The sequence below is a fragment of the Actinomadura atramentaria DSM 43919 genome (genome assembly GCF_000381885.1).
Classification (GTDB): domain Bacteria; phylum Actinomycetota; class Actinomycetes; order Streptosporangiales; family Streptosporangiaceae; genus Spirillospora; species Spirillospora atramentaria.
In genome coordinates this window covers 68,182-93,886 of record NZ_KB907212.1, presented here as the reverse complement: position 1 = coordinate 93,886, position 25,705 = coordinate 68,182, and the positions used below count along the sequence as shown (strand labels likewise).

General features: G+C 74.7%; 23 protein-coding genes. 15 read left to right on the top strand and 8 right to left on the bottom strand.

Going from position 1 to position 25,705, the window contains the following annotated elements:
- Positions 1-136 precede the first annotated feature (136 nt).
- Genes G339_RS0113765 through G339_RS0113755 form a run of 3 tightly spaced genes read left to right on the top strand, consistent with a single transcriptional unit; the run spans position 137 to position 1,655 of the window.
- The gene (locus G339_RS0113765; RefSeq protein WP_019631665.1) at positions 137-490 is read left to right on the top strand and encodes a YbaB/EbfC family nucleoid-associated protein; all 354 of its coding nucleotides are present in this window, start codon (positions 137-139) and stop codon (positions 488-490) included.
- 27 nt (positions 491-517) lie between these two features.
- On the top strand, positions 518-1,117 hold the full coding sequence (gene recR, locus G339_RS0113760) for a recombination mediator RecR (protein ID WP_019631664.1): 600 nt from the start codon (positions 518-520) through the stop codon (positions 1,115-1,117).
- Positions 1,110-1,655 carry a DUF5063 domain-containing protein gene (locus tag G339_RS0113755; protein WP_019631663.1) on the top strand — a complete coding sequence of 182 codons (546 nt, stop codon included), beginning with the start codon at positions 1,110-1,112 and terminating at the stop codon, positions 1,653-1,655. The genes recR and G339_RS0113755 overlap by 8 nt, the downstream gene beginning before the upstream one ends.
- A 4-nt stretch (positions 1,656-1,659) precedes the next feature.
- Here G339_RS0113755 and G339_RS0113750 read toward each other — a convergent pair whose 3' ends face one another.
- Positions 1,660-2,064: an ester cyclase gene (locus tag G339_RS0113750; RefSeq protein ID WP_019631662.1), complete on the bottom strand. Its 405-nt coding sequence runs from the start codon at positions 2,062-2,064 to the stop codon at positions 1,660-1,662.
- A 120-nt stretch (positions 2,065-2,184) separates the two neighbouring features.
- Between G339_RS0113750 and G339_RS0113745 the strand changes: the two genes are divergently transcribed.
- Positions 2,185-3,459: an aspartate kinase gene (locus G339_RS0113745; protein ID WP_026341422.1), complete on the top strand. Its 1,275-nt coding sequence runs from the start codon at positions 2,185-2,187 to the stop codon at positions 3,457-3,459.
- Positions 3,460-3,803: 344 nt separating this feature from the next.
- Here G339_RS0113745 and G339_RS33625 read toward each other — a convergent pair whose 3' ends face one another.
- From G339_RS33625 to G339_RS33620, 3 genes are all read right to left on the bottom strand, one after another.
- The gene (locus tag G339_RS33625) at positions 3,804-4,583 is read right to left on the bottom strand and encodes an FAD:protein FMN transferase (protein WP_019631660.1); all 780 of its coding nucleotides are present in this window, start codon (positions 4,581-4,583) and stop codon (positions 3,804-3,806) included.
- Positions 4,576-5,031, bottom strand: coding sequence for an FMN-binding protein (locus tag G339_RS0113735; RefSeq protein ID WP_019631659.1), 456 nt, complete (start codon positions 5,029-5,031; stop codon positions 4,576-4,578). Before G339_RS0113735 ends, G339_RS33625 begins: the two co-directional genes overlap by 8 nt.
- 91 nt (positions 5,032-5,122) lie before the next feature.
- A complete protein-coding gene (locus tag G339_RS33620; RefSeq protein ID WP_084693238.1) occupies positions 5,123-6,016 on the bottom strand; it encodes a ferredoxin reductase family protein in 894 nt (297 codons plus the stop codon).
- Between the two features lie 23 nt (positions 6,017-6,039).
- Between G339_RS33620 and G339_RS0113725 the strand changes: the two genes are divergently transcribed.
- From G339_RS0113725 to G339_RS0113710, 5 genes are all read left to right on the top strand, one after another.
- Positions 6,040-7,194: an RNA-guided endonuclease InsQ/TnpB family protein gene (locus G339_RS0113725; RefSeq protein ID WP_019631657.1), complete on the top strand. Its 1,155-nt coding sequence runs from the start codon at positions 6,040-6,042 to the stop codon at positions 7,192-7,194.
- 93 nt (positions 7,195-7,287) lie between these two features.
- The gene (locus tag G339_RS40850; protein WP_084693257.1) at positions 7,288-7,371 is read left to right on the top strand and encodes a helix-turn-helix domain-containing protein; all 84 of its coding nucleotides are present in this window, start codon (positions 7,288-7,290) and stop codon (positions 7,369-7,371) included.
- Positions 7,368-8,780: a sensor histidine kinase gene (locus tag G339_RS0113720; RefSeq protein WP_019631656.1), complete on the top strand. Its 1,413-nt coding sequence runs from the start codon at positions 7,368-7,370 to the stop codon at positions 8,778-8,780. Before G339_RS40850 ends, G339_RS0113720 begins: the two co-directional genes overlap by 4 nt.
- A 407-nt stretch (positions 8,781-9,187) precedes the next feature.
- Positions 9,188-13,549: a hypothetical protein gene (locus G339_RS39425; RefSeq protein WP_169514733.1), complete on the top strand. Its 4,362-nt coding sequence runs from the start codon at positions 9,188-9,190 to the stop codon at positions 13,547-13,549.
- Positions 13,546-14,613 (top strand): ATP-binding protein, encoded by a 1,068-nt coding sequence (locus tag G339_RS0113710; protein ID WP_019631654.1) that lies wholly within the window; start codon positions 13,546-13,548, stop codon positions 14,611-14,613. Before G339_RS39425 ends, G339_RS0113710 begins: the two co-directional genes overlap by 4 nt.
- Here G339_RS0113710 and G339_RS33615 read toward each other — a convergent pair.
- Positions 14,569-15,540: a caspase, EACC1-associated type gene (locus G339_RS33615; protein ID WP_019631653.1), complete on the bottom strand. Its 972-nt coding sequence runs from the start codon at positions 15,538-15,540 to the stop codon at positions 14,569-14,571. The two genes, G339_RS0113710 and G339_RS33615, sit on opposite strands and share 45 nt — an antisense overlap.
- The gene (locus G339_RS39420; protein WP_019631652.1) at positions 15,540-15,872 is read right to left on the bottom strand and encodes an effector-associated constant component EACC1; all 333 of its coding nucleotides are present in this window, start codon (positions 15,870-15,872) and stop codon (positions 15,540-15,542) included. Before G339_RS39420 ends, G339_RS33615 begins: the two co-directional genes overlap by 1 nt.
- Before the next feature lie 137 nt (positions 15,873-16,009).
- On the opposite strand from G339_RS39420, the gene G339_RS0113695 reads away from it, so the two are divergent.
- Both G339_RS0113695 and G339_RS0113690 read left to right on the top strand, forming a co-directional pair.
- Complete coding sequence (locus G339_RS0113695) at positions 16,010-16,678, top strand: TetR/AcrR family transcriptional regulator (protein WP_019631651.1); 669 nt, start codon at positions 16,010-16,012, stop codon at positions 16,676-16,678.
- A 137-nt stretch (positions 16,679-16,815) separates the two neighbouring features.
- The gene (locus tag G339_RS0113690) at positions 16,816-17,493 is read left to right on the top strand and encodes a response regulator transcription factor (protein ID WP_019631650.1); all 678 of its coding nucleotides are present in this window, start codon (positions 16,816-16,818) and stop codon (positions 17,491-17,493) included.
- A 4-nt stretch (positions 17,494-17,497) separates the two neighbouring features.
- Here the strand turns inward: G339_RS0113690 and G339_RS0113685 are convergent, their stop codons facing one another.
- Positions 17,498-18,001 carry a hypothetical protein gene (locus tag G339_RS0113685; protein WP_019631649.1) on the bottom strand — a complete coding sequence of 168 codons (504 nt, stop codon included), beginning with the start codon at positions 17,999-18,001 and terminating at the stop codon, positions 17,498-17,500.
- 79 nt (positions 18,002-18,080) lie between these two features.
- Here G339_RS0113685 and G339_RS0113680 point away from each other — a divergent pair, with 79 nt between their 5' ends.
- Complete coding sequence (locus G339_RS0113680; protein ID WP_019631648.1) at positions 18,081-19,499, top strand: sensor histidine kinase; 1,419 nt, start codon at positions 18,081-18,083, stop codon at positions 19,497-19,499.
- A 2,341-nt stretch (positions 19,500-21,840) separates the two neighbouring features.
- Here G339_RS0113680 and G339_RS0113675 read toward each other — a convergent pair.
- Positions 21,841-23,199, bottom strand: coding sequence for a ferric reductase-like transmembrane domain-containing protein (locus G339_RS0113675; RefSeq protein ID WP_205625552.1), 1,359 nt, complete (start codon positions 23,197-23,199; stop codon positions 21,841-21,843).
- Positions 23,200-23,429: 230 nt separating this feature from the next.
- Between G339_RS0113675 and G339_RS0113670 the strand changes: the two genes are divergently transcribed.
- The 3 genes from G339_RS0113670 to G339_RS0113660 all read left to right on the top strand — a co-directional run bounded on the left by G339_RS0113670 (position 23,430) and on the right by G339_RS0113660 (position 25,668).
- Complete coding sequence (locus G339_RS0113670; RefSeq protein ID WP_019631646.1) at positions 23,430-24,383, top strand: lytic polysaccharide monooxygenase auxiliary activity family 9 protein; 954 nt, start codon at positions 23,430-23,432, stop codon at positions 24,381-24,383.
- A gap of 273 nt (positions 24,384-24,656) precedes the next feature.
- Positions 24,657-25,400 carry a dienelactone hydrolase family protein gene (locus G339_RS0113665; protein ID WP_019631645.1) on the top strand — a complete coding sequence of 248 codons (744 nt, stop codon included), beginning with the start codon at positions 24,657-24,659 and terminating at the stop codon, positions 25,398-25,400.
- A gap of 1 nt (position 25,401) precedes the next feature.
- Positions 25,402-25,668: a DUF6295 family protein gene (locus tag G339_RS0113660; protein WP_026341421.1), complete on the top strand. Its 267-nt coding sequence runs from the start codon at positions 25,402-25,404 to the stop codon at positions 25,666-25,668.
- Positions 25,669-25,705: the final 37 nt, after the last annotated feature.

Sequence of the window (25,705 nt, the reverse complement as noted above, 5' to 3'; positions counted from 1 at the left end):
CCCGGACCGCGCGAGCGGGCGGCGGACGGGGCCGGTGTCGGTCGGTGGTGTAAACCCGTAGTCTCGGGAAAGCACATGTCCGGTGGTCGGGCGAGACGGAACGGAGCGCACCGTGGAACCCGGTGGTCAGTTCAACATGCAGGACCTTCTCCAGCAGGCGCAGCGCATGCAGGAGCAGCTCGTCTCCGCGCAGCAGGAGCTGGCGGAGACCCAGGTCACGGGGACCGCGGGCGGCGGGCTGGTGGCCGCGACGATGAACGGGGACGGCGAGCTGACGGCCCTGACGATCGACCCGAAGGCGATCGACGCCGACGACCCGGCCGACACGGCCGAGACGATCGCGGACCTCGTCGTCGCCGCCATCCGGGACGCGCGCCGCGCCGCGGAGCAGCTCGCGGCGGAGAAGATGGGCCCGCTCGCGGCCGGTCTCGGCGGCGGCGGTGGAATTCCCGGCATGCCGGGCCTGCCGGGTCTGCCCGGCGGGGCCTGAGTCGGCCACGACCGAAGAGGGGGACCGTTGTACGAAGGGGTCGTCCAGAACCTCATCGACGAACTGGGCAGGCTGCCCGGCGTCGGCCCCAAGAGCGCGCAGCGGATCGCCTTCCACCTGCTCGCGGCGGACCCGGCGGACGTCGAGCGGCTCGGCCGGGCGCTGAAGGAGGTCAAGGACAAGGTCCGCTTCTGCGGCACGTGCGGGAACGTCGCGGAGGAGGAGGAGTGCCGGATCTGCCGCGACCCGCGCCGCGACCCGGCCGTGATCTGCGTGGTGGAGGAGTCCAAGGACGTCGTCGCGATCGAGAAGACGCGCGAGTTCCGGGGCCGCTACCACGTCCTCGGCGGTGCGATCAGCCCGATCGAGGGCGTCGGCCCCGACGACCTGCGCATCCGGGAGCTGATGCGGCGGCTCGCGGACGGCGCCGTCACCGAGCTGATCCTCGCGACCGACCCGAACCTGGAGGGCGAGGCGACCGCGACGTACCTCGCCCGGCTGGTGAAGCCGATGGGCCTCACCGTCACCCGACTCGCCAGCGGACTCCCGGTCGGCGGCGACCTGGAGTACGCCGACGAGGTCACGCTCGGCCGCGCATTCGAAGGACGGAGGCTGCTCGATGTCTGACGCCAACAGCCCGCAGGACTGGAACGCCCTCGCCGAGCGCGTCGCGTCCCACGTCCAGGACTACCTGGACGGGCTGGACGCGGTCGCCCGCGGCGACGGCGGCCCGCGCACGGTCCCGCTCCTGCTGCTGCAGGTGTCGCAGGTGATCCTGGCGGGGGCGCAGCTCGGCGCGTCCGCCGACGTGATCCTGCCCGACAACTGGGAGCCGGAGATCGGCGACGACCCCGACCTGGACTCGCTGCGGCAGGGCCTCGCCGAGCGCCTCGCGTCGGTGGACGAGTACACCGAGGTCTTCGACCCGTACAAGGACACCGAGGCGACCGCGTACCGGCTGTCGGACGACCTGGTGGACGTCGCCAGCGACCTCGTCCACGGCCTGCGGCACTACGGGCAGGACCGCCCGCTCGAAGCCCTGTGGTGGTGGCAGTACTCCTACTTCAACCACTGGGGGAACCACGCGGGCGCGGCGCTGCGGGCGCTGCACGCGACGATCGCGGGCGCCCGGCTGGACGTCGCCGAGCCCGCCGCGACGGCCTGACGCGTCACACCGCGCCGAGCGCGGTCATCAGCCCGAGGCCGTCCGACACGACCCAGTACTCGGCGAACCGGTCGCCGGACGCGCGCAGGATGTCGTGCCCGGCGAACGCGACGGGCGTGCCGGGCGGCGCGGCGGCGTCCGGCAGGCCGCCCGCGTAGTCGCCGCGGAACGTCCAGCGGGCCGCGACGAGGTCCCCGGACACGAGCGGGCCGACGTCGAGGGTCAGGCGCACGCCGGTGAACAGCGCGCGGGAGCGCCGGATCTGCTCGGCGGCCCCGGCCGGGCCGTGGACGTCCAGGCCCGGCCAGTGCCCGACGAAGCCGGGCGTGAGCAGGTCGTCGGCGGCGGACGGGTCGCCGCCCCACAGGTCGAACAGCCAGCGCCGGTACAGCGCGTCGAGATCGGTCATGGGTACAGCCTGCCCACCGGACGGGCCGCCAACTGGGGAGTTACCTCCCCGTAACCGATGACGGAGGCATCGGTAGACTCGTGGCGGTACGCCTGACCCCGATCCGAGGAGCGCCCACTCGTGGCCCTTATCGTGCAGAAGTACGGTGGCTCCTCCGTCGCCGACGCCGAGTGCGTCAAGCGGGTCGCCCAGCGCATCGTCGCGACGAAGAAGGCGGGCAACGACGTCGTCGTCGTGGTCTCCGCCATGGGCGACACGACGGATGATCTCATCGACATGGCCGAGCAGGTCAGCCCCCTGCCGCCCGCCCGTGAGCTGGACATGCTGCTCACCGCCGGCGAGCGGATCTCGATGGCGCTGCTCGCGATGGCCATCGCCAACCTGGGCCACGAGGCCCGTTCGTTCACCGGCTCGCAGGCCGGTGTCATCACCGACGGCGCCCACGGCAAAGCCAAGATCATCGACGTGACGCCGGGGCGCATCCGCGCGGCGCTCGACGAGGGGTCGATCTGCATCGTCGCCGGGTTCCAGGGCGTCTCGCAGGGCACCAAGGACATCACCACGCTCGGCCGGGGCGGCTCCGACACCACCGCCGTCGCGCTCGCCGCCGCCCTGGAGGGCGACTGCTGCGAGATCTACACCGACGTGGACGGCGTGTTCACCGCGGACCCGCGCATCGTCCCGCCCGCCCGCCGCATCCCGCGCATCTCCTACGAGGAGATGCTGGAGATGGCGGCGAGCGGCGCGAAGATCCTGCACCTGCGGTGCGTGGAGTACGCGCGGCGCTACAACATCCCCATCCACGTGCGCTCGTCCTTCAGTCAGAAGGAGGGGACGTGGGTCGTCGACAGCAGTGACATCGAAGGGCACGAGATGGAGCAGGCGATCATCTCCGGCGTCGCGCACGACCGGAGCGAGGCCAAGATCACCGTGGTGGGGGTGCCCGACAAGGTCGGCGAGGCCGCCACGATCTTCACGGTGCTGTCCGAGGCCGAGATCAACATCGACATGATCGTCCAGAACGTGTCGGCGGCGTCGACCGGCCGCACCGACATCTCGTTCACGCTCCCGGCCAGCGACGGGCAGACGGCCCTCGCCGCGCTCAACAAGCTCAAGGAGCGGATCGGGTTCGAGTCGCTGCGCTACGACGACCGCATCGGGAAGGTGTCGCTGATCGGCGCGGGGATGCGGTCGCACCCGGGCGTCACGGCGACGTTCTTCGCGGCCATCGCGGACGCGGGCGTGAACATCGAGATGATCTCGACGTCGGAGATCCGCATCTCCGTCGTGGTCGCGCAGGACGACATCGACACGGCCGTCGCGGCGGCGCACCGCGCGTTCGACCTGGACGCCGAGCAGGTCGAGGCGGTCGTCTACGGCGGCACGGGCCGCTGATCCTCGTTCGGACGGGCCGTTCCGCTTGGCGCGGGGCGGCCCGTTCGCGTCGGGGCGCCGTCCGGGCGCGAGTGCGCGCCGCCGGGCAGTGTCCGCGCCAACGTGGGTCGGCTGCGTTCTGGCGGCCGTCGTCTGGACGGGAGCCGGGCGTCGTCCGCGCTGACCAGGTGGGGAGTCGGTTGTGTTCGGGCGGTCGTCGTCTGGACGGGAGCCGGGCGTCGTCCGCGCTGACCAGGTGGGGAGTCGGTTGTGTTCGGGCGGTCGTCGTCTGGGCGGGAGCCGGGCGTCGTCCGCGCTGCTCGTCGGCCGGCCCGTTCCGGGCGCCGTCCGGGCGCGCGTGGTCGTCAGGTGAGGCGCAGGTGGGGGACGCCGTTCTCGAGGTGCCATCCGGGGGTCGCCCAGGCGCGGCCGGAGGCGGTGAGCGCGTAGGCGTGCGGGGCGGGGCGGGCGGCGAGCCAGGGGCGGGCCTCGTCGCCCATCGCGAAGAGGGCGGTGGCCAGGGCGTCGGTCCTGGTCAGGTCGCGGCCGACGACGGTGATGGAGCGCAGGGCCGTGGCGGGGCGGCCGGTGGCGGGGTCGACGATGTGGAGGCCGCGTTCCGCTGTGCCGGACGTGGCCACGGCCAGGTCGCGGCCTTCCACGACCGCCGCGAGGCGCGTCCGGTCGGCGGGGTCGGTGATGCCGACACGCCACGGCTGGTCCGGAGCGGGGCCGCCGCGCGCCCGCACGTCGCCGCCGCCGTTCACGCAGTGGTCCGGCGCGCCCGCCCGGTGCAGCAGGGCGGACGCGTGCTCCACGGCCCAGCCCTTGACCAGGCCGGACGGGTCGAGGCGGCCGCCGGGCGACGCGGTGAACCGGCCGCCGGTCTCCGCCCCCAGGGCCGCGCAGCGGTCCAGGACGTCCCGCACGTCCCGGTCGCAGTCCGCGAGGGTGAGGGTTCCGTCGCGCAGGCGGCTGATCTGGCTGTCGGGACGGTAGGGGGAGAACACGGCGTCCACGCGGTGCAGCCACGCGACGGCGGCGGTCAGCGCGGCGCGGATCTCGGGCGTCGGCGGCGTCCGGACGTCGAACGAGAACACGGTCCCCATCACGTGCTCGACGTGCCGCAGCCCCGCGTCAGGCACCGGCGCGGTCCAGGGCGCTCTGGAGGGACGTGCGGTAGCCCTCGCTCGTGTACGTCGCGCCGGAGATCGTGTCGATGCGGGCACTGCCCGCCGCGACCGCCGCCGCGTTCAGCCGGGGGACGTCGAACTCGACGATCTCGCGCTCCGGGCCGTGTTCCGACGGGACCTGGAGGACCGTCGCCTTCGTGAGCTTTCCGTCCTTCATCGTGATCTGGACCTGGACGGGGCCGTAGGGCGTCTCCGCCGGATCGCCGGTGAACGTCCCGCTCACCCCGCTCCCCGACGCGGCGCTCGTCGTCGGGCTCGCGGCGGGGCCGGACGCGGCGCCGGACGCGGCGCCGGACGCGGTCGGAGTCGCGGCGGGCGCGGCGGTGTGGCCGGGCTTCAGCGCGACGAGCGCGGCGATTCCGGCGGCGGTCGTACCGGTGGACAACAGGATGCGGCGCACGGGCGGCTCCTCGGAGGTCGAACGGGTCGGGACAGGGACGGCGGTCGCCGCGCGGGCGGGGCGCGGGTGGATCGTGGGCGCGCGGGGCGGGTCACAGCTCGAAGGACTCCGCGTGGACGCGGCCGCGCGGGACGCCCGCCGCGCGCAGCGCCGTGCGCGCGGCGGCCGTCAGGCCGGGCGGCCCGCACAGGTAGACCTCGCGCGCGGCGACGTCCGGGACCAGGCGGCGCAGCGAGCCGAGGTCCAGGCGGTGCGAGACCGGGTCGTCGGTGAAGTAGAGGACCCGCGCGCCGCGCGCGGCCGCGACCGCGTCGAGTTCGGCGCGCAGCGCGAGGTCCTGCTCCCGCCGCGCGGTGTAGATCAGGACCACGTCGCCGGGCAGCGTCTCGAACAGCGTCCGCAGCGGCGTGATCCCCACCCCGCCCGCGAGCAGGAGCGACCGCGGTGCGCCGGAGCGTCCGGTGAGCGCGCCGGACGGCCCCTCGGTGAACACCCGCGTCCCCGGCCGGAGCCGGGCGAGCGCCGCGCTGTGCCCGCCCGCCGCCTTCACGGTGATCCGGAGCCGGTCCGGCAGCGGCGGCGCGGACAGCGAGTACGGGTTCGCGGCCCACCACAGTCCGGGCGCGGCGAACCGCCAGCGCAGGAACTGCCCGGGTTCCGCGCCGAGCCGGTCGAGGCGGCGGCCCGTCACGTGGACCGACCAGACGCCGGGCGCCTCGGGCACGACCGCCGCGACGCGCATCCGGTGCCGCCGGGCCTGGAAGACCGGCGTCAGGACGCGGAACCACAGCACCAGCGCCGCCGCCCCCAGATACAGGACGTACCAGAACGTCCGGGCGAGCGGACTCGCGGCGAACTGCGCGCCGTTCGCGAGCTGGTGGAAGAGCGCCAGGAACAGCGCGACGTACACGCCGAGGTGCAGCGCGTGCCACACCTCGTACGGCAGCCGCCGCCCACTGGTCCTGGTTTCGACGTGATCGCTCATGCACGGAGAGTAGGATCGAGGTCATGCGGCTCCGGTACCAGTACCGCGTCTATCCGACGCCCGGTCAGCGGGAAGCGCTGGCGAAGGCGTTCGGGTGTGCCCGTGTGGTGTTCAACGACGGGCTTCGCGCCCGGGAGGACGCCCGTGCGGCGGGGTTGCCATACCTTTCGGACGGGGATCTGTCCAAGCTGGTGATCACTGAGGCGAAGAAAACTCCGGGCCGTGTATGGCTCGGTGAGGTGTCGGCGGTGGTGTTGCAGCAGGCGTTGGCGGACCTGAACACCGCATACCGGAACTTCTTCGCCTCCGTCGCCGGGAAGCGGAAGGGCCGCAGGGTCGCACCGCCGAGGTTTCGGTCCCGCAAGGATTCCCGGCAGGCGGTCCGGTTCACCCGCAACGCCCGCTTCCAGATCACGGCGAGCCGCAAACTGCGGCTGCCGAAGATCGGTGACGTAGGGGTGAGATGGTCGCGGGACCTCCCGTCGGAACCGTCGTCGGTTACGGTGATCCGGGACGCGGCGGGCCGGTACTTCGCCTCGTTCATGGTCGAGACCGCCGACACCCCGCTGATCGAGACCCGGAACGAGGTCGGGATCGACCTTGGGCTGACGCACTTCGCGGTCCTTTCCGACGGCCGGAAGGTCACCAACCCCCGTGCCCTGCGCCGCGCCGAACGTCGGTTGCGCAGAGCGCAGCAGGCGATATCCCGCAGGGAAAAGGGGTCCGCGAACCGGGTCAAGGCCAAGGCGCGCCTCGCGAAACTTCACGCCCGTGTCGCCGACACACGCCGTGACCACGCGCACAAGCTCTCAACTCTGCTGGTCCGCGATAACCAAGCGGTCTACGTGGAGGACATGAACGTCACCGGCCTCGGACGCACCCGACTGGCCAAATCGGTCCATGACGCGGGTTGGTCACAGTTCACGGCGATGCTGGAGTACAAGGCCGCCCGGTACGGACGGACGTTCGCTCGGGTCGGACGGTTCGAACCGACATCACAGACCTGCTCGGTGTGCGGCAACAAGGACGGCCCTAAACCGCTGAGCGTCCGGGAGTGGACGTGCTTGGCGTGCGGAACGACCCATGACCGCGACGTCAATGCTGCGAGGAACGTGCTGGCCGCCGGGCGGGCGGACAGGGTAAACGCCTGCGGAGGGACCGTAAGACCCGCCGCTTAGCGGAGGGCAGGACCCGGTGAAACAGGAAGCCACAGAAGTGCCGCACTGCGGCACAGGCTGAACCCCCGGCTCTCACGCCGGTGAGCACGTCAACTGCGCAAGAAGATCGACCGGGACCGCGCGCCGATGATCCAGACCGTCCGGGGCGTCGGGTACGTGCTGCGGCCGGCCGGATGAGGTCGCTGTGGGTCCGGCTCACCGCCGGTCTGGTGCTGCTGCTGGCGTTGAGCTGTCTCGGCGTCGGGGCGGCGACCTGGGTGGAGATGGACCGGTTCCTGGTGGGACGGCTCGACCAGCAGCTCACCGAGTCCGGCGGCCGGTTCCCGGCGAGCCTGGAGCACGACCGGTGGCCGGACGACGCCGCCCACGCGGAGCCGGACGCGCGCGGCCAGGCCGAGGGGACGTTCTGCGCGCGCGTCGCGGACGGCCGCGTGACGGGCGGCTGGGTCGTGCGCGGCCGCGCGACCGTCGTGACCGACCTCGCCGCCGACGACCGCCGGACCATCGTCGCGCTCGCCGTCGGGCACCCGCGGACGGTCCGGCTCGCGAGGCTCGGCGAGTACCGGATGCTGGCCGTGCGCGGCCGCGACGGGGACGTCCTGATCACCGGCCTGCCGATGGAGCCCGTGGAGAGCACCGTCCGGCGGCTGCTGGCGATCGAGGGCGTGGTGTTCGCGGTCGTGCTGCTCGCGGCGGGCGCGGGCGCGGCCGTGTGGGTGCGGGTCGCGCTGTCGCCGCTGCGGCGCGTCACCGCCGTCGCGTCGCACGTGGCGGAGCTGCCGCTGTCGGGCGGGGACGTCGCGCTGCCCGGCCGCGTGCCCGCGACGGGGTCCGGCACGGAGGTCGCGCGGCTCAGCGCGGCGTTCGACCGGATGCTCGGGCACATCGAGACGTCCCTGGTGCGGCGGCAGCGGTCCCAGGAGCGGCTGCGGACGTTCGCGGCGGACGCCAGCCACGAGCTGCGGACGCCCGTCACCGCGATCCGCGGGCACGCCGAGTTCGCGCTGCGCCGCCCCGGGGACGCGCCCGAGCACGTCCGGCACGCGCTGCGGCGCATCCACGCCGAGTCCGCGCGGATGGGCGACCTGGTCGAGGATCTGCTGCTGCTCGCGCGCCTGGACACCGGCCGCCCGCTCGCCGCCGAGCCCGTCGACCTCACCCGGCTCGTGCTGGACGCCGTGGACGACGCGCGCGCCGCCGGGCCCGACCACCGGTGGACGCTCGAACTGCCCGGCGAACCCGTGGAGATCACCGGGGACGAGCACCGGTTGCACCAGGCCGTCGCGAACCTGCTCGGCAACGCGCGCGTCCACACGCCGCCGGGCACGTCGGTGACGGCGCGGGTCGTGGAGCGGCCCGGCGAGGTCGCCGTGGAGGTCGAGGACGACGGGCCGGGGGTGCCGGACGAGCTGCGCGGCGAGGTGTTCGAGCGGTTCGTCCGCGCCGACCCGTCCCGGTCGCGGCGCGCGGGCGGGGCGGGGCTGGGCCTCGCGATCGTCCACGGCGTCGCCGCCGCCCACGGCGGCCGCGCCGAACTCGCCGCCGAACCGGGCCGGACGGTCTTCCGCGTCGTACTGCCGCGCTGAACCGCACACGGGCACGCGGCGGGTGCCGGGCCGGTGGGCGGGGGCCGGCTTCACTCCGGCGTGCCGCCGGACGGGACTGCCGTCGGCCCGGCGTGCTGCCGCGCTGAGCGGCGCGGCGCGGACGCGCGGGCCGGCCGCCGCGCGGGCCGGACTGCCTCGGACTCGGACGTGCGGACGCGCGGGCCGGGCGGCGCGGCGGGTGCGGGTCGGCTCCCGCCTGGTGGGAAGCGGTGGGGGCTTTCGTGGGGTGTTCCCGTGTTTTCGCTGGTCGGGGTGGAAATGGCTTTGGTGCGGTTTCTGGGTGGTGGAGCGGTCCCTCCGGGGAAACGGCGTAGCGCGAACGATGTGTGTTTAGGGTGGAAGGATGCGGTGATCGGGCGCCGCCTCGGTAGGCGATGGGGAGCGTGATGGACGCGGAGTTCATCCAGTCGGCGGCGCGCGTCGGTGATTACATCGAGCTGTCCCTGGCGAACGGGGTCTCCTACGAGGGGGTCCTGGAGGAGCTCACCCTCTCCCGGCTCAAACTGAACCGGCCGGGGACGCAGCCGGTGACGATCGCGCTCTCGATGGTCGTCACGGTCGCGGGCAAGGAGCCCCCGGCCGCCGTGCCGCCGCCCGCGCCCGTCCGGGCCCCCGCGCCGCAGCCCGCCGTCGCCGCGCCCGCCGTCGCCGTGCCGGCACCCGTGCGGGAGGCTCCGCCGGAGCCCGTCCCCGAGCCCGAGCCGGAGCCCGCCGCGCCCCCGGCCGCGCCGCCCGCGCCCGTCCCCGCGCCCGCGCCGCCGCCGGAGCCCCCGCCGCCGCCCCGCCCGGACGCGGGCGCGATGCTCGCGGGCGTCGCCGCGCTGACGACGACGCCGGTGGACTTCGACGTGTACGTCGCGCCCGCCGAGCGCACCGTCCTCCTTAATATTCGCAATTCCTACAATTACGCGCAGAACGTCAATGAGCTGGACCTCAAGTTCAACCGCGTCGGCAAGATCTACGAACGCGTCCTGCACCTGTGGAACGGCGACCAGGAGAACGCCGAGCTGACCCGCCTGCTCGGCGCGCTGGCCCTGCTCAAACGCGACCACGAGACGGCGCGGCGGCGGCTGGCGTTCGCCGCCGACGCCGGGGACATCCCCGCGTTCCGGCTGCTGGCCGTCGCCGCCGCGCACCTCGGCGACGCCGAGTCCGCGCAGTGGGCGCTGCTGCGGTACTTCCGCGCGGTCGCGCCGGACAACGACCCGCCCGGCTGGGCCGCGCTGCTCGGCCTGCTCGACGCCTACGGCCGCCGCGACCGGCTCGGCGGCCTGCTCGACTCCGAGGCGCACGACGCCGCCGCGCAGGAGGCGGTCCGCGCCGCACTCGGGGACACCGAGCCCGCCGACGAGCCGATGGAGCGGCCGCCCGGCGCGTCGCCCGGCCTGCTCGCCGCGTTCGCGCCGCCGCCGCGCGAGCCCGTCGCCGAGCCCGTCCGCAAGACGCCGCCGCCCGCCCCCAAGCGCGCGGCGCGGCCCGTCCTGCCCCGCGACCCGTACCAGCGCGCGAAGATCCTCGAACTCCAGATCAAGGACCTGGAGGGCGCGAAGGCCGCCTACCGCAAGGCGATCGAGCAGGGCGGCCCCAAGCGGGAGAGCGCCGTCAAGGACCTCGCCTGGCTGACGCGGCGCGTCAACGGCCCCGAGGCCGCGCTGAAGGTGATCGAGCACGAGTGCGCGGGGATGGTCCGGCCGGGCGACAGCCTGGACAACATCCTCATCGACTTCCTCAGCGGCGCGGGCCGCCACGACGAGGCGCTGAAGGTCCTGAAACGCCAGTACAGCCGACCGAACCTGACGAGCAGCAGGCGCGACCACCTCCTGCACCAGATCGCGTACGTCAAACTCGCGGCGGGCGTCGACTCGACGCACGAGTGGCGGCAGATGCTCGACCAGGTCCCCGACAACCCGGCCGCGCAGCGCGGCCTGGCGCTGGCGCTGATCCAGCGCGGCGGCGCGGAGCGGCTGGCGGAGGCCGAGCGCGCGATCGAGGGGCTCACCGACGTGCGGGCCGCCGACATCCGCCGCCAGATCGAGGCGCTGCGGCACGGCGGGAACCCGGCCAGCTCGTCGGCGCGCGTGGAGAAGCTGCTGCAACTGGAGCTGCCCGCGCCGAGCGACCCCCGGCCGCCGCTGGTGGTGTACCTGACGCGGACGTTCGCGGCGACGGACGCGGCCGGGTCGCCGTTCAGCCAGCGGGAGCTGAACGTCATCGCCGAGTCCGCGCGGCAGTTCGCGGGCAAGCAGCCGGAGAACAGCGCCCGCTTCTACATCACCGCCGCCGACATCGCGCGCGGCAACGGCGACCGCCGCGCGCAGGAGTACCTGTACCTGGGCCTGACGACGTACGCCGACATCGTCCTGGACCGGCAGGAGCACGAGGCGGCCCGCGACCTGTATTGCGTGGCGCTCGCCGCCGCCGACGAGCGCGAGGACAGCGACGACGTCACCGACATCCGGTCGGCGCTCATCGGCTACCTGCGCTCCCCGCACGGCCGGACGACCGCGATGAACCGCCGCCGCGACCGCGAGGGCACGTCGCCGCTGACCGCCGAGGCCGTCGCGCGGGTGCTGATGGACGAGCGGCGGCGGCACGGCCAGGTCCCGTTCAAGCTGATCCCGCAGCTCATCGCGGAGACGAGCCTGGCCCGCGACCTCGTCCTCAACGCGATCTGCGGGCACACCGCGCTGCTGGCGATGAGCGTGGAGTTCCTGGCCGCCGAGTACGGGCTGGAGCTGCCCGCCGACCCGCAGAAGGTCCGCGAGGGCTGGCAGGCGACGGGCGAGCAGTGGAGCCGCGCCCGCCGCAAGGTGACGCACGGGCTGTCGGAGCTGGGCCGCGTCACGCTGTCGGAGGCGGACCTGGAGGCGGCGTTGAACCGGCTCGCGGACCACGAGCAGCTCGTCACCGAGCCGCTGCGGGTCGCGCTCAACCAGGTCCGCGAGTGCCTGGTGGAGCTGCGCCGCTACGTCAACGAGCAGTCGTTCGAGGACCGCGAGACGTGCCTGCGGCGGGCCCGGCAGATGGCGGACGGCCTGCGCGCCGAGGTCCGGCGCGGCCCGACCGGCCTGGCCGTCGAGCTGATCGACCCGATCGCCGTCCACATCACCGAGCTGGCGCTGGCGACGCAGGAGCAGTTGGAGGCCAACCAGCCGCCGTCCCCCGAGCTGACGCTGGCGCTGGACGAGAGCAGCGGCCCGCAGAACGGCGCGGTGACCGTCCAGATCAAGGTGGCGAACCTGTTCGGGCGCGCGCCGCTGGAGTCGGCGGAGCTGACCGTCAAGTCGGACCCGCACCTGTTCGCGGTGGACGATCCGACGATCCAGCTCTCCACGGCCGTCCGCGGCGGGGACCACCGCATCGAGCGGGTCCGGCTGCGGATGACGCCGCGGGGTCTGCAGGCCGGCGCGTTCTCGCTGCCGGTCGAGCTGCGCTACCAGCCGCGGTCGAGCGAGTCCGTCGAGGTGTACGCGGACGCGCTGCCGGTGCGGCTCGCCCGCGAGGAGGAGTTCCGCGCGATCCACAACCCGTTCAAGGACGGGGCGAGCGGGCGGCCGGTCCGCGACCCGAACATGTTCTACGGCCGGGAGAAGCTGATCCAGCGCATCCGCGCGAAGCTGCGCGAGGCGACGACGCCGGGCGTGGGCGTCGCGGTGTTCGGGCAGAAGCGCGCGGGCAAGACGTCGATCCGGCACCGGCTGACCGAGCAGTTGGCGGAGCGGGACGGCCTGCCGGTCGTGGACGTCGGCAACATCGGCGACCTGACCGTCGGGACGGTGGACGAGGCGAGCCCCGAGATCCGCAACCGGCAGGGCGCGCGCGTGCTCGGCCTGCTGATGTGGCGGATCCTCGACAAGGCGGACGTGGCGCTGCGCAAACTGGACCCGTCGGTCCCGCTGCTCCCGCCGGACCTGAACCGCGCCGCGTTCCTGGAGAGCCCCGAGCCCGTCTACGACTGCGCGGCGCTGATCGAGGACCACCGGGCGCGGATGCCCGCCGGGTCGCCGCCGCTCGTCGTGCTGATCGACGAGTTCCAGTACATCGACGAGTGGATCAGGGACGGTCTGCTGCCCGGTTCGTTCATGCAGGCGTTCAAGGCCCTCATCGAGCGCCGCCTGTTCCACCTCGTCATCGTCGGGCAGGCCGCGCTGAACCGGCTCATCCAGGCAGACCCGAACGTCTTCGGCGTCTTCTCGGTGGAGTGGGTGACGTACCTGGACGTGGCGGAGGCGAAACGCCTCGTCGTCGAGCCGATCTGGATCGGCGGCGCCGAGCGGCGGATCAGCCGCTACCGCGAGCGCGCCGTCGACCGGGTCCTGGAGCTGACGGGCGGCAGCGCGTTCTACATCCAGCGGTTCTGCGACCATCTCGTCGGCTACATGAACGACGAGCGCGCGCCCGTCGTGACCGAGGCCGACATCGAGCGGGTCCGCGACGAGTTCCTCGGCACGCTCGGCCCGAAGGACTTCGACAACCTGGAGTCCCCCGGCTACACCGATCCGGAGTTCAGCTCGCAGGAGTACCAGCGCGTGCTGCTGGCCATCGCGCGCGCGTCGCGGACGCAGCCCGCGACGAGCAGCGCGATCCGCGCCGAGTACCAGGGGCCGCGCCAGGACGAGCTGCTCGCGGACCTCGTGCAGCGCGACGTGATCCGCCGCGAGTCCGGCTCGTACCGGATCGTCGTTCGCCTGTACCAGGACTGGCTGCTCCAGCACTTCGGCGAGAAGGCCCAGGGCGGCGGCCGGTGACGGGCGTCGGGGAGGCCGTCAACCCGTACCGGCTCGTCGGGAAGATCGCGCAGGGGGACCGGTTCATCGGCCGGGCGGCGCTGCTGCGCCGGCTGCAGTCGGTCTGGGTCGGGTCGGACCGGCCCGCGAACCTGCGCGTCCTCGGGCACCACCGCGTCGGCAAGAGCAGCCTGGTGCGGCGCGCGCTCAGCACGTCGCCGCAGGAGCGGCCCGACCTGATCAGCGTGCTGCTGAACGTGGGCGACTGCAAGACCGGCGAGGACCTGTTCCGCTCGCTGGCGCGGCGCGTCCTCGCCCGCGCGCGGACGCGGGTGCCGAACCTGGAGCCGATCGGCGCGGCCGTGCAGGAGGCCGCCGAGTGGTACGACCTCAAGGAGTCGGTGCGCGACTTCTTCGCGGCCGTCGCGGACGCGGGCCTCAACGTGCTGCTGGTCCTGGACGAGTTCGACCGCGCGTCGAGCGTCGCCGGGCTCGCCGACTTCCAGCTCCTGCGCGACCTGGCCAGCGAACCGGAGTTCTCGCTCGGGCTCGTGACGGTGTCGCGCCGCCCCATCGAGGTCATCGAGGCGGCGGAGGCCGCGTCGCAGGCCGGGTCGATCCTCGGCGCGGTCGTCATCAAACCGCTGTACGTCGGGCTGTTCACCGACGCGGAGGCGGACCTGATGCTGGCGCGGGCCGCGTCGGTCGGGGTCGGGCTCGCGGCGGTACGGGACCGGATCGTGGACCGGGCCGGCCTGCACCCGTTCCTGCTGGAAATGCTGTGCGGGGAGGTCGTGCAGCACCACGCGGACACCGGTGAACTCGACGTGGACGCCGCCTACGACATGACCGTCCTGGAGTTCCACGCCCAGTTCGACCGGCTCCTCAAGAACATCGACGCCGACACCGGTGGCCGGGGCGTGGAGACGCTGCGGCGCGTCGCGGCCGGGCTTCCCGCGATGCAGGAGATGCCCGGCGTCGTGCAGTCGCTGCGGCTGATGGGCGTCCTCACCGGCCCGGCGGACCGGCCGCGCCTGTTCTCAGCCGAGTTCGGACGGTACCTCCTGTCCGGGCTGGTCGATTAGCGCGTCCAGCTCGGCGGCCTGCGCGTAGTAGCCGAGGCGGCGCAGCTCCGCGCGGCGCGCCGCCAGCGCCGCCGGATCGTCGACGACCACGGCCGCGCGCAGGTCGTGCGCCTCGGCGTACCGCCCGGCGCGGCGCAGCCGCAGCCGCGTCTCGGGCGACGCCGGGACGGCGGCGACCCGCGGTGCCGCGTTGTTGCGGGCCAGGACGATCCGCGCGCCCTCGCCCGCGCCGCCGAACTGCGGCACCGGACTCCGCTCCCCGATCCGCGCCTTCACCGCCGCGTACACCGCGCCGACGTCCAGCAGCGGCGGCCCGCCCGGCACCCCGCCGGTCAGGACGTCGAGCAGCGCGCCGGTGAACGCGGTGTGCCGCGCGCCGGGCGGCGCGAGCGCCTGCCGGGTCGCCGCCGACGCGGCGAGCACGGCCGTCCCCTCGATCGCCGTGCCGGGCAGGCCGCTCTCGCCGAACGCGCCGCGCACGGCTCGGCCGCTCCAGCAGCAGTCCACGACGACGACCTTGCGCGGGACGTGCCGGGCCGTGACGAGCAGTTCCCGCCGCACCCGGTCGTACCCGACGGACATGTGCGCGCCGCCGGGCTCGTACGCGTCCGGCAGCGCGAGGCCGAGTTCGCTCCCCGCGACCGGGTCGACCAGGCCGTGCCCGGCGTAGTAGACGACGAGCGTGTCGGTCGCCGCCTCGGCGGCCCGGCGCAGCGCGACGAGCACCGTGTCCTCGTCGGCGGGCTGGTGCAGCACCTCGACGTTCCCGTCCGGCAGCCCCCAGACCCGCGCGTCGGTGAGCGCGGCGGCGAGGTCGGCCAGGTTCGCCTCGACGGCCGGGAGCTGCCGGTCGTCGGCCATGCGCGGATAGCGGGACGCGCCGACGAGCACGGCGCGCGACCCGGCGGGGTCGGGCAGGGAGGGCATCAGGAACCGCCTTCCTCCGCGAGGCGGCGCAGCACGTCCTCCGCGTCCGCGCCGAGGACGACGACCGTGCTCCCGGCCTCGGCGCGGATCTCCGGCGCGGACCCGGTGCTCCGGCGGCGGCCGTCGACGAACTGCGCGATCGAGACGCCGAGGGAGCTGAGCGCGATCAGGTTGGGGATCACCAGGTTGAGGACGTCGAACCCGGTCCCCATCGTCCCGGCGCCGGCGTCGGCCGGGGAGATCTTCACGGTCCCGCCGACGCCCGGATCGCCGACGAGCCACTCGTACAGCTCCGCGCCCAGTTCCTCGTCGATCCGGACGGTCAGTTCCATGCCTGCTCCCTGTCTCCGGGGGGTCGAGCGGGTTGATACCAGTATTCCCGCTCCATGTACGGATGCCGTAAGAACACCGATCGCCGGTTCCGGCCGCCCGCGGGAGCGCCGGGAGCCGGGCGTTTAAGGTGGCAGACGTGACCGAGGAGAAGGCGGTGAAGTCCGAGCAGACGCGCGCGCTCATCGTGGAGACGGCCCTGCGCCTGTTCCGCGAGCGCGGCTACGAGGCGACGACGATGCGGGTCATCGCCAAGGAGGCGGGCGTCTCGGTCGGCAACGCCTACTACTACTTCGCGTCGAAGGAAGAGCTGATCCAGGCGTACTTCGACGAGCTGCAGGAGGAGCACGCCCGCGCCTGCCGGGACGTGCTGGCGCGCGAGCGCGACTTCGCGCCCCGGCTGCTCGGCGTGCTGCGCGCCCGCGTCGACACGATGGTCCCGTACCACGCGTTCGCCGGGAAGTTCTTCAAGTTCGCGGCCGAGCCGACGAGCCCGCTCAACCCGTTCAGCGCCGACGCGGGGCCGTCGCGGGCGGCGGCCGTCGCGATCTACCGCGAGGTCGTGGACGGCTCCACGCTCCGGATCGACGGCGAGTTCCGGCGGGAGCTGCCCGAGCTGCTGTGGATCTACTCGATGGGCATCGTCCTGTACTGGGTCCACGACTCGTCGCCGGGCTGCGCGAAGACGTACCTGCTGGTGGACCGGACGGTCCCGCTCGTGGACCGCATGGTGTCGATGTCGCGGCTGCCGGGGTTCAAGTCGGTGACGCGGCAGCTCGTCGGGATCATCCGCGAGGTCCGCGACTGACACGCCGGTCCTGCTAGCCAGGACGGCATTCCTCTATTTTCGGGCGAAAACTCGTACTCCACTGCTAAATTCGTCGCGTCAACCGCTCAACCGAGCCCAGGTCGGCGGAGACCGGCCCGCCGCGAAGGGAGCCGCTGGTGGCGAGGGTCCTGCTGGTCGAGGACGACGAGCACGTCCGGCGCGCGCTGATCCGCGAGCTGACCGACCTCGGCGACACCGTCCGCAGCGTCGGGGCCGCCCTCGACGCGCTGCGCGAGGCCACCGGAAACCCGCCCGAGGTCGTCGTGCTCGACCTCGGCCTCCCCGACCTCGACGGCGGCGAGGCGCTGAAGATGCTCCGCGCCGTGTCCGACGTGCCCGTCGTCGTGGCGACCGCGCGCGACGGCGAGACCGAGATCATCCGGCTGCTCGGCGCGGGCGCCGACGACTACGTCGTCAAACCGTTCTCCGCCGCGCACCTGCACGCGCGGATCGAGGCCGTCCTGCGGCGGACGCGGGCCCGCATCCGGCGGGACGCGCTCGTCGTCGGCGGGCTCCGCATCGACCTCGACCGCCGCCGCGCCGACCTGGACGGGACCGCGCTGCGCCTGTCCCGCCGCGAGTTCGACCTGCTGGCGCACCTCGCGGAGAACGCCGGGCGCGTCGTCCGCCGCCGCGACCTGCTCAGCGAGGTGTGGCGGCAGTCCTACGGCGACGACCAGACCATCGACGTCCACGTCTCCTGGCTGCGCCGCAAACTCGGGGAGAGCGCCGCCGCGCCCCGCTACCTGCACACGGTGCGGGGCGTCGGCGTGATGCTCACCGCGCCGGAATGACGGGTCAGTACTCGTAGGTCTCGGCGATCGGGGGATGGCCGTTCCAGGTCGCGAAAACGGCCGATCCGTGGGTGCCGTCGGTGATGTCGACGCGGAGCCAGGTGGATTGCCGCCAGACCTTCACCTCGAAATTCCCGTTCGGCGTCGCGGAAACGTAGCGCGCCGTTCTCGAATTGAACGCGAGCACGACGCGGCCTGATTTCACGGTGTACGTGCGGAGGTCCTCGGCGGGTCTCGTAGGGGCGTGCGTGCGCCGTTCGCGCGGGGCGCGGGTCGCCGTCGGGGACGTCCGCACGGGCGGCGGCGTCCGGGCAGAAGGCGACGTCACGGGCACCGTCGCGCTCGGCGCGACGGCCGCGCCGCCCTGGACGCCGGGCGCTTCCGCGGCCAGGTCGAGCGCCGAAAGCCCGGTGCCGCGGATCGCGTTTCCGACGCCCGCCCAACTGATCGCCATCCCGGCGGCCGTCACGCACGTCCAGACGGCGATGAATCGGAACTTGATCCGCATGGGGCCTATTATCTCCGTTATCGTGAATGGTTCCAACACTTGGCCGAGCGGGAATTCCGCGGCGTACGAGGGGGCACGGATGAGGGGTGCGCTGGCGCGGATCGCGGCCGCCGTCACGGCGATGGTCGCGCTGTCGTTCGTCGTCCCGCTCGGACTGCTCGGCGGGCAGATGGCCCGCGACCGCGCGCTGACCGCCGCCGAACGGCAGGCCGCGTCGCTCGGACCCGTCCTGGCGGTCACGACGAACCCGGCCGCGCTCGCCGTCGCGATCGGCTCGACCCCCGCCGGGACCGCCGGGCGGCTCGCGCTGCACCTGCCCGGCGGGACGACGATCGGCGTCCCGCGCGCGGCGGCGCGCGACCTCGCGGCCGTACGCGACGGGCGGCGGTCCCGCACCGTCGCCGCGCCCGGCGGCAGCGCGCAGCTCCGGCCCGTCGCGCTGTCCGCCGGGCGGGTCGCGGTGATCGAGGTGTACGTCACCGACGCGGAGCTGAGCCGGGGCGTCGCGCGGTCCTGGACGATCCTCGCGCTGGTGGCGCTCGCGCTCGTGCTGGTGTCCGTCGCGATGGCCGACCGGCTCGCGGTCCGCGTCGTCCGCGCCGCCGACCGGCTCGCGCAGGCCGTCACCGGCGTCGCGGGCGGGGACCTGACGACCCGCGTCGCACCCGGCGGGCCCGCCGAACTGCGCGCCGCCGGGGAGGCGTTCAACCACATGACCGACCAGCTCGTCCGGCTCCTCGCCGCCGAACGCGAGGCCGCCGCGGACCTGTCGCACCGGCTGCGGACGCCGCTGACCGCGCTGCGGCTCAACCTCGACGGGCTCGCCGCCAACCCGGCCGACCCGGCGCGGCTCGCGCAGAGCCAGGACACGCTCGGGCGGCTCGAACAGGCCGTCGACGAGATCATCGAGACGGCGCGGCGGTCGGCGGACGACCCGGCGCCCTCGGGCTCGTCCGCCGAGTTCGCCGGGTGCGACGCCGCCGAGGTCGTGCGGCGGCGGCTGGAGTTCTGGTCGGCGCTCGCGGGCGACCAGGGGCGCGCGGTCCACACCGTCCTGCCGGACGGGCCCGCGCCCGTCCCGGTGCCCGCCGGAGAACTCGCGGCCGTCGTGGACGCGCTGCTCGGCAACATCTTCCGGCACACGCCGCACGGCACGGCGTTCTCGGTGACCGTCCACCGGGGCGGGCAGGCGGTGGGGCTGCTGTTCGGCGACGCGGGACCGGGCATCGGCGACGCGGACGCGGCGCTGAGCCGGGGGACGAGCGGGTCCGGCTCCACCGGCCTCGGGCTCGACATCGCCCGGCGGCTCGCGGAGTCCACCGGCGGGTCGCTGCGGATCGGCGGCTCCACACTCGGCGGCGCGCAGGTCCAGGTATGGCTGCGCACCACGGGCCCCCGCCGCTCCCGCCGCGCCCCGGGCCCCTTCCGCCACCGCCGCCCCCGCCACCGCACCCACACCGCACCGAATCCCGACGGGAACTCCGGCCCGGCCACCTAGCCGGACTCTGGCGGAAGCTCCCGCAGAGACTCCGACGCGACCGCCGGGCCGGGTGTCCGTGGGAACTCCGGGCCAGCCGCCGAACTGGGTTCCCGCAACGGCTCCGGCGCGGCCTTCGAGCCAGGTTCCCGACTGGCCGCCGAACCGGGCTCCCGCAAGGGTTACGGACCGGCCGCCGGGCTGGGTTCCAGGGAGGCGCGCGGCCGCACGGCCGCCTGCGGCGGCGCGGACAACGCGGCCGGTGGGGGCTTCGCCTTGGGCCATCGCCGAGGCGTGTCTGATCAGCACCACGGGCACCTCGTCCACGGACCCGGCGATCCGCCGGGCCACGGCCCTCCGCCGCCGGGCCAGGGGCCGCCCGGCCGGGAATCGTCCGGCCCCGGCGCCGGGGGGCCGTGCCGGGTCGGGCCGCGCGACGGCGTATCGGGGCGCGTGGGCTCGGTCGGCGCGGAGACACGCGGCCCCGCCCCCCGCCGCGCCGCGCCGTCGCGTCCGGCCCCGCGCGCCGCCCCGCCGGACGACGCACGCGGCGCGGACCCGCGTGCCCCGAACTCCACCGGCACCGGCTCCCGCCGCGCGTGCTCCGTCCGCACCAGCCCGGACGACGCCGGCGACGACGCGGGAACGGGCACCGGAGCGTCATGCCGCGACGGCGGCCGAGCCACCCCGGTCTCCAGCAGCAACCACACCAGGACGAGCGCCGCGTCCACCAGCCAGACCGCGACAGCCCAACGCCGCAACGCCCCCGCCCGCCCCGCGAGCAAACCCATCACGCCTACGACCGCGCGCACACCCCAGCCCGCGCCCGGCACGACCCAGCGCGTTCCCCGACGCCCGACTCGACCTGCACCCCGGCCCCCACCCCAACCGACGCCGCGCACACGCCCGCCCGCGCCCCCACCCGAGGCCCGCCCCACGGCCCGCCCCACGACCCGACGCACGTCCCGATCGGCAGACCAGCGCGCGGCCCCACGCATCCCTCCGCGCGCACCCCGCCCGGCGGCGCGGCCCGCGCCCCGGCCCACGCTCCGACGTGCGTCCCCGCGCGCGTCGCGGGTGCTGCGACGTGCGGTCCGGCCCACGATTCGGCGCGCGCCCCCGCGCGCGACGCGGTCGGCGGGCCGGGGCGAGTCCCCGCCCACGATCCGGCGTACGCCCCCGCGCTCGCTCTGGTCGACGGCCCGGCGTGCGGCCCGGCCCGTGATCGGGCGTGCATCGCCGCGCATGTCGCGGTCAGCGGGCCAACCTGCGGCCCGGCCCACGACTCGGCGCGCGTCCCCGCGCGCGTCCTGGTCGGCGGATCGGCGTGCGTTCCCACGCTCGTGGCGGCCGGCGGCCCGGCGTGCGGCCCAGCCCACGATTCGGCGCGTGCCCCCGCGTCCGTAGCGGTCGGCGGGCCGAGGCGAGGCCCCGCCCACGTCCCCATGCGCGCTCCCGTGCGCGTCCCCGTGCGCGTCTTGGTCGGCGGTCCGGCGTGCGTCCCCACGCCGTTCGCGGCCGGCGACCCGGCGTGCGGCCCGGCCCACGGCCCTACGTGCGGCGCCGCGCGCGTCTTGGTCGGCAGTCCGGCGTGTTTCGCCGCGCGCGACGCGGTCGGCGGGCCGGGGCGAGTCCCCGCCCACGATCCGGCGTACGCCCCCGCGCTCGTTCTGGTCGGCGGCCCGGTGTGCGGCCTGGCCCGCGCTCCGGCGTGCGTCCCCGCGCTCGTTCTGGTCGGCGGGCCGGCGTGCGTCCCCACACCGTTCGCGGCCGACCGCCCGGCGTGCGGCTTGGACCACGGCCCCGCGTGTGCCGCCGCGCGCGTCCTGGTCGGCGGATCGGCGTGCTTTGCTGCGGGCGTCGCTGGCGGCGGGCCGGGGCGAGGGTCCGCCTGCGGATAGGCGGGCGTCCGCGCGCTTGTTCTGGTCGGCGGCCCGGCGCGCGACCCTGCCGGCGATCCGGCGTGCGCGTTCGCGTGCGGTGCGGTGGGTCTTTCGGGGCATGCGTCCGCGCGCGGGCCGGGGCGTGCCCGTACTCGCGGGCTGGTCCGCCCGCCGGTTGGCGGGCTGGTCCGTGGGTCGGTCCGTCCGGGGGTTCGGGCGGCGGTGCGCGGGCTCGTCCGCGGCGCGGCTCATCGGCCGGGCGGCGTTCTCGCCCGTCTGCTCGCTCGCAGGGCGGCCGGCGGAGTGATCCGCGTGGCGGGCCTCGTCCGAGGCCCGGCTCGCGGGCGGACTTGTGAGCGCGCTCGCGGGTCGGTCCGCGTCCTGCCCGGCGTGCCGACGCGCGTGCTGTCCCGCGTGCCGTCCCCCGAACTGGGCCGTTCGTTCCGTGGGCGCCGAGTGCGGCATGTCCGGACCTCCGTTCACGTTAGGCTCTCGGTGTGGATGTGGTGCCGGGCGACCCCGGCGCGGACGAGCGCGCGCACCGCGTGCTCCGTCATCCCGGGCGGCCCGCACACGTACACGTCGTGGCGGTGGATCACCGGCACGAGCGCGCGCAGCCGCTCCGGCGACAGCGGGTCGCCGGGCGCGCGGTCCGGCGGGTCCAGCAGGTAGTGCAGCCGGGCGCGGCGGCGCGTGGCGATGCGTTCCAGCTCGCCGCGCAGCAGCAGGCCCGACGCGTCCGACGCCCGGTAGAGCAGCGTGACGTCGCCGGGCCCGCCCGGCAGCGTCTCGAACAGCGCGCGCAGCGGCGCGATGCCGGTGCCGCCCGCGATGAGCAGCACCCGGCGGCGCGTCCGCCGCCGCGCCGTCATCGCCCCGAACGGCCCGCTCGCCTGGACGCGCGTGCCGGGCCGCAGCCGGGCGACGCGCGCGGTGCGCTCCCCGACGATCCGCACGGTGACCCGCAGCGTCCCGTCCCCCGGCGGCGCGGACAGCGAGAACGGCAGCGCCGACCACCACAGCCCCCGGTCGAGGAACCGCCAGCGCAGGTACTGGCCGGGTTCGGCGCGCAGCAGGTGCAGGTCGCGGCCCGCCATGACGACCGACACGACGTCCGGGGCCTCCCGGCGGACGCGGACGACCCGCAGCCCGTGCCGGAACCCCTGCCGCAGCGGCACCGCGACCCGGTACCAGAGGACGACCACCGCGACCTGCGCGTGCAGCAGCGTCCACAGCAGGGCGAGCGCGGCGTGCGCGCCGACGTCCGGCCCCTGCGGCTGGTGCGGGAACCCGAGCGCGACCCCGGCGTACGCGGTGGCGTGCGCGGTCCGCCACGCGAACGGCCGCACCCGGTCGCGGACGGAGTCGTGCGCGACCGCCCCGGCGAGGGCGAGCAGCAGCGCGCCGGACACGCCCGCCGCGACGGCCGTCCCGGACAGCGTCGCCCGGACGGCGTCCGCCCCGCCGTCCGCGGCGCGCGCCGCGATGGCGAGGGCCGCGTGCGCGGCCAGCAGCGGCAGGACCCACGCCCCGGCCAGGCCGTGCCACCGCACGAGCCGCCCCGCGCCGAGGCCGCGTTCGATCGCCGGGACGCGCGCCGTCAGCAGCACCAGGACGAGCAGCCCGTAGCCCGCGCTGAGCCCCGCGAGCCGCGCCCCGGCCCCGAACGCGTCCGCCGCCGACGACGGCCGGACGCCTTGCGCGATCCACAGCACGACGAGCGCGCCGCCGCCCGCGCCGATCGCGGCGAGCAGCGTCCGCGCGGGGACGAGCGGCGTCTCCGCGCGGCGGCGGCGCGGGGCCCGCCGGGCGCGCACGCCCGCATGGGTGAACTTCAACGACGACCTCGCAAACCGGGCCAGAAAAAGGGGGCCGACCATTCTTCCGGCCATTGCTTATGGCCGGTTAAGGTGGGCCGGACCCCCGGCTGTCAATGCCCTCCGAGGTCTACAGCAACCGAAGTTATATGTTGCTCATGCGTTTCTTAACGGAACCTGAAGACCCATTTTCGGCCCCCGTTCCCGCCCTAATCTCCCCTCACAAGCGATGCGTCTCCGATGGGGGTCCGATGAAAACCCGCTCCACGTCCTTCCGGCACGCCGTGGCCGCCGTGGCGCTCACCGCCGCGCCGGTGGCGGTGCTCACGGTGCCCGCCTCGCCGGCGCTGGCGCACGGCTCGATGCAGACGCCCGCCAGCCGGGCGCTCACCTGCTACCTGGAGAATCCCGAGTCGCCCCGGACGGCCGCGTGCAAGGCCGCCGTGCGGGCCGGCGGCACCCAGCCGTTCTACGACTGGAACGGCGTCCGGCGCGGCGACGCGGCCGGGCGCCACCGCCAGCTCATTCCGGACGGGAAGCTGTGCAGCGCGGGCAATCCCGAGTTCCGCGGCCTCGACCTGGCGCGCGCCGACTGGCCCGCCACGGCACTGAAGTCGGGCGCCGCGTACACGTTCCGCTACAAGGCGACGGCCCCGCACCAGGGCGGTTTCCAGTTCTACGTCACCAAGGACGGCTACGACCCGCGCAAGCCGCTCGCGTGGTCGGATCTGGAGGGCAAGCCGTTCCTCACCGTCCCGTCCCCGGCGCTTTCCAACGGCTTCTACAACATGAGCGGCCGCCTTCCCGCCGGAAAGTCGGGGCGCCACCTCATTTACGCCATCTGGCAGCGCACCGACAGCCCGGAGGCATTCTATTCCTGCTCGGACGTCGTCTTCGGCGGCAAGAGCGGCACCGCCCCGGCCCCGGCGCGCACGCCGAGCGCGACGACGCCGAAGCCGTCCCGCGCCCACGGCTCGCACGGCACGCCCGTCCCGGCCGTCTGCCCGCCGCCCGCCACCGGGCACCAGCACGGCGGGACGGGCGCGAACGTCGCGCTGCGCAACACGGCGGCGGACAACGGGCCGCGCGGCTCCGGCGGCCCGCTCGGCACGACGTTGCTCACCGGCACGCTCGGCCTCACCCTCGGCGGCATCGGCGGCCTGCTGCTGACCGGCCGCCGCCGTCGCCCCGCGCGGGAGGACTGACCGTCCCGCCCTGAGACGTCGCCGCCGACCGGTTCCTGGCGCGGGGAGCCCACGGTCGGGGGCGACTCCGGAGCGCCGTGTCCGGGACGTTCTCCGAGGAGCGGACGTCCCGGACGCGGCGCGCCGGCCACCGCCGCACCACGCCGTCACCGAGGGGAACGGCGTGTCCGTGTGCGCCGCGGCGGTGCGGCCCGGCGGTCGCGGAGCTCGGGGGCGCGCGACCGCCGGGTTCCGCGGCCGCCGCGCGCCGACCCGCGGTGATAGACCTGCTGCATGAGCGATTCCCTGTGCGCGACGACGGTCCGCATCACCGGAGACGGCGGCGACGAGATCGAGGCGTACCTCGCCCGCCCGCAGGAGGACGGACGGCGCGGCGGCGTCGTCGTCATCCACCATCTGCCCGGCTACGACCGGGCGACGAAGGAGATGGTCCGCCGGTTCGCGGAGCTGGGTTACGACGCGATCTGCCCGAACCTGTACTCGCGCGAGGCCCCCGGCGCGGCCCCGGACGACGCGGCGGCGGTCGCCCGCGCGAACGGCGGCATCCCGGACGCGCGCCTGGTCGGCGACGTGGCCGGAGCGGCCGCGTACCTGCGCGCGCTGCCGACGTCCAACGGACGGGCCGGCGTGATCGGCCACTGCTCCGGCGGCCGCCAGTCGGTGCTGGCCGCGTGCGAGCTGGACCTGGACGCGGCCGTGGACTGCTACGGCGCGTTCGTCACCGGCACGCCGCCGGACGAGTTCCCTCTCAAGATGACGAACCTCGTCGACAAACTGCCCGGACTGCGCGCGCCGCTGCTCGGCCTGTTCGGCGAGGCGGACAGGTTCCCGAGTCCGAGCGAGGTCGCGGAGCTGGACCAGATCCTCAGCGACCACGGCAAGGAGTTCGAGTTCCACTCCTACGAGGGCGCGGGGCACGCGTTCTTCGCGGTGGACCGTCCGTCGTACAACGTGGCCGCCGCGAACGACGGCTGGGAGCGGATCGCCGCCTTCTTCGCGAAGCACCTGGGGGCCTGACATGTGTACGTATCTGACGGTGAAGGCCGAGATCGACGGCAGCGCCAAGGGGCCGGGCGGCTCCTGGATGCACGTGTCCGACGCGACGGTCTACTTCGACCATCCCGTCCACGCGATGGCCGAGCACACGCTGAACATCGACTTCACCGACCCGTCCCGCGACCCGGCGGCCCGCGTCGCGGTGGAGCTGACGGCCGAGTCGGCGCGCCGCCTCGTCGCCGCGATCCAGGAGGCGCTGGCCGCCGTGCCGGAGGAGATGCTCACCTGACGTTCGCGGTTGACACCGTGCATATCGCTTATCGATA

Coding starts and splice junctions, on each gene's coding strand:
- G339_RS0113765 (WP_019631665.1), top strand. CDS start 137: ATGCAGGACCTTCTCCAGCAGGCGCAGCGCATGCAGGAGCAGCTCGTC.
- G339_RS0113755 (WP_019631663.1), top strand. CDS start 1,110: ATGTCTGACGCCAACAGCCCGCAGGACTGGAACGCCCTCGCCGAGCGC.
- G339_RS0113750 (WP_019631662.1), bottom strand. CDS start 2,064: ATGACCGATCTCGACGCGCTGTACCGGCGCTGGCTGTTCGACCTGTGG.
- G339_RS33620 (WP_084693238.1), bottom strand. CDS start 6,016: ATGAGCGATCACGTCGAAACCAGGACCAGTGGGCGGCGGCTGCCGTAC.
- G339_RS0113725 (WP_019631657.1), top strand. CDS start 6,040: ATGCGGCTCCGGTACCAGTACCGCGTCTATCCGACGCCCGGTCAGCGG.
- G339_RS0113720 (WP_019631656.1), top strand. CDS start 7,368: ATGAGGTCGCTGTGGGTCCGGCTCACCGCCGGTCTGGTGCTGCTGCTG.
- G339_RS39425 (WP_169514733.1), top strand. CDS start 9,188: ATGGACGCGGAGTTCATCCAGTCGGCGGCGCGCGTCGGTGATTACATC.
- G339_RS33615 (WP_019631653.1), bottom strand. CDS start 15,540: ATGCCCTCCCTGCCCGACCCCGCCGGGTCGCGCGCCGTGCTCGTCGGC.
- G339_RS39420 (WP_019631652.1), bottom strand. CDS start 15,872: ATGGAACTGACCGTCCGGATCGACGAGGAACTGGGCGCGGAGCTGTAC.
- G339_RS0113685 (WP_019631649.1), bottom strand. CDS start 18,001: ATGCGGATCAAGTTCCGATTCATCGCCGTCTGGACGTGCGTGACGGCC.
- G339_RS0113680 (WP_019631648.1), top strand. CDS start 18,081: ATGAGGGGTGCGCTGGCGCGGATCGCGGCCGCCGTCACGGCGATGGTC.
- G339_RS0113670 (WP_019631646.1), top strand. CDS start 23,430: ATGAAAACCCGCTCCACGTCCTTCCGGCACGCCGTGGCCGCCGTGGCG.
- G339_RS0113665 (WP_019631645.1), top strand. CDS start 24,657: ATGAGCGATTCCCTGTGCGCGACGACGGTCCGCATCACCGGAGACGGC.
- G339_RS0113660 (WP_026341421.1), top strand. CDS start 25,402: ATGTGTACGTATCTGACGGTGAAGGCCGAGATCGACGGCAGCGCCAAG.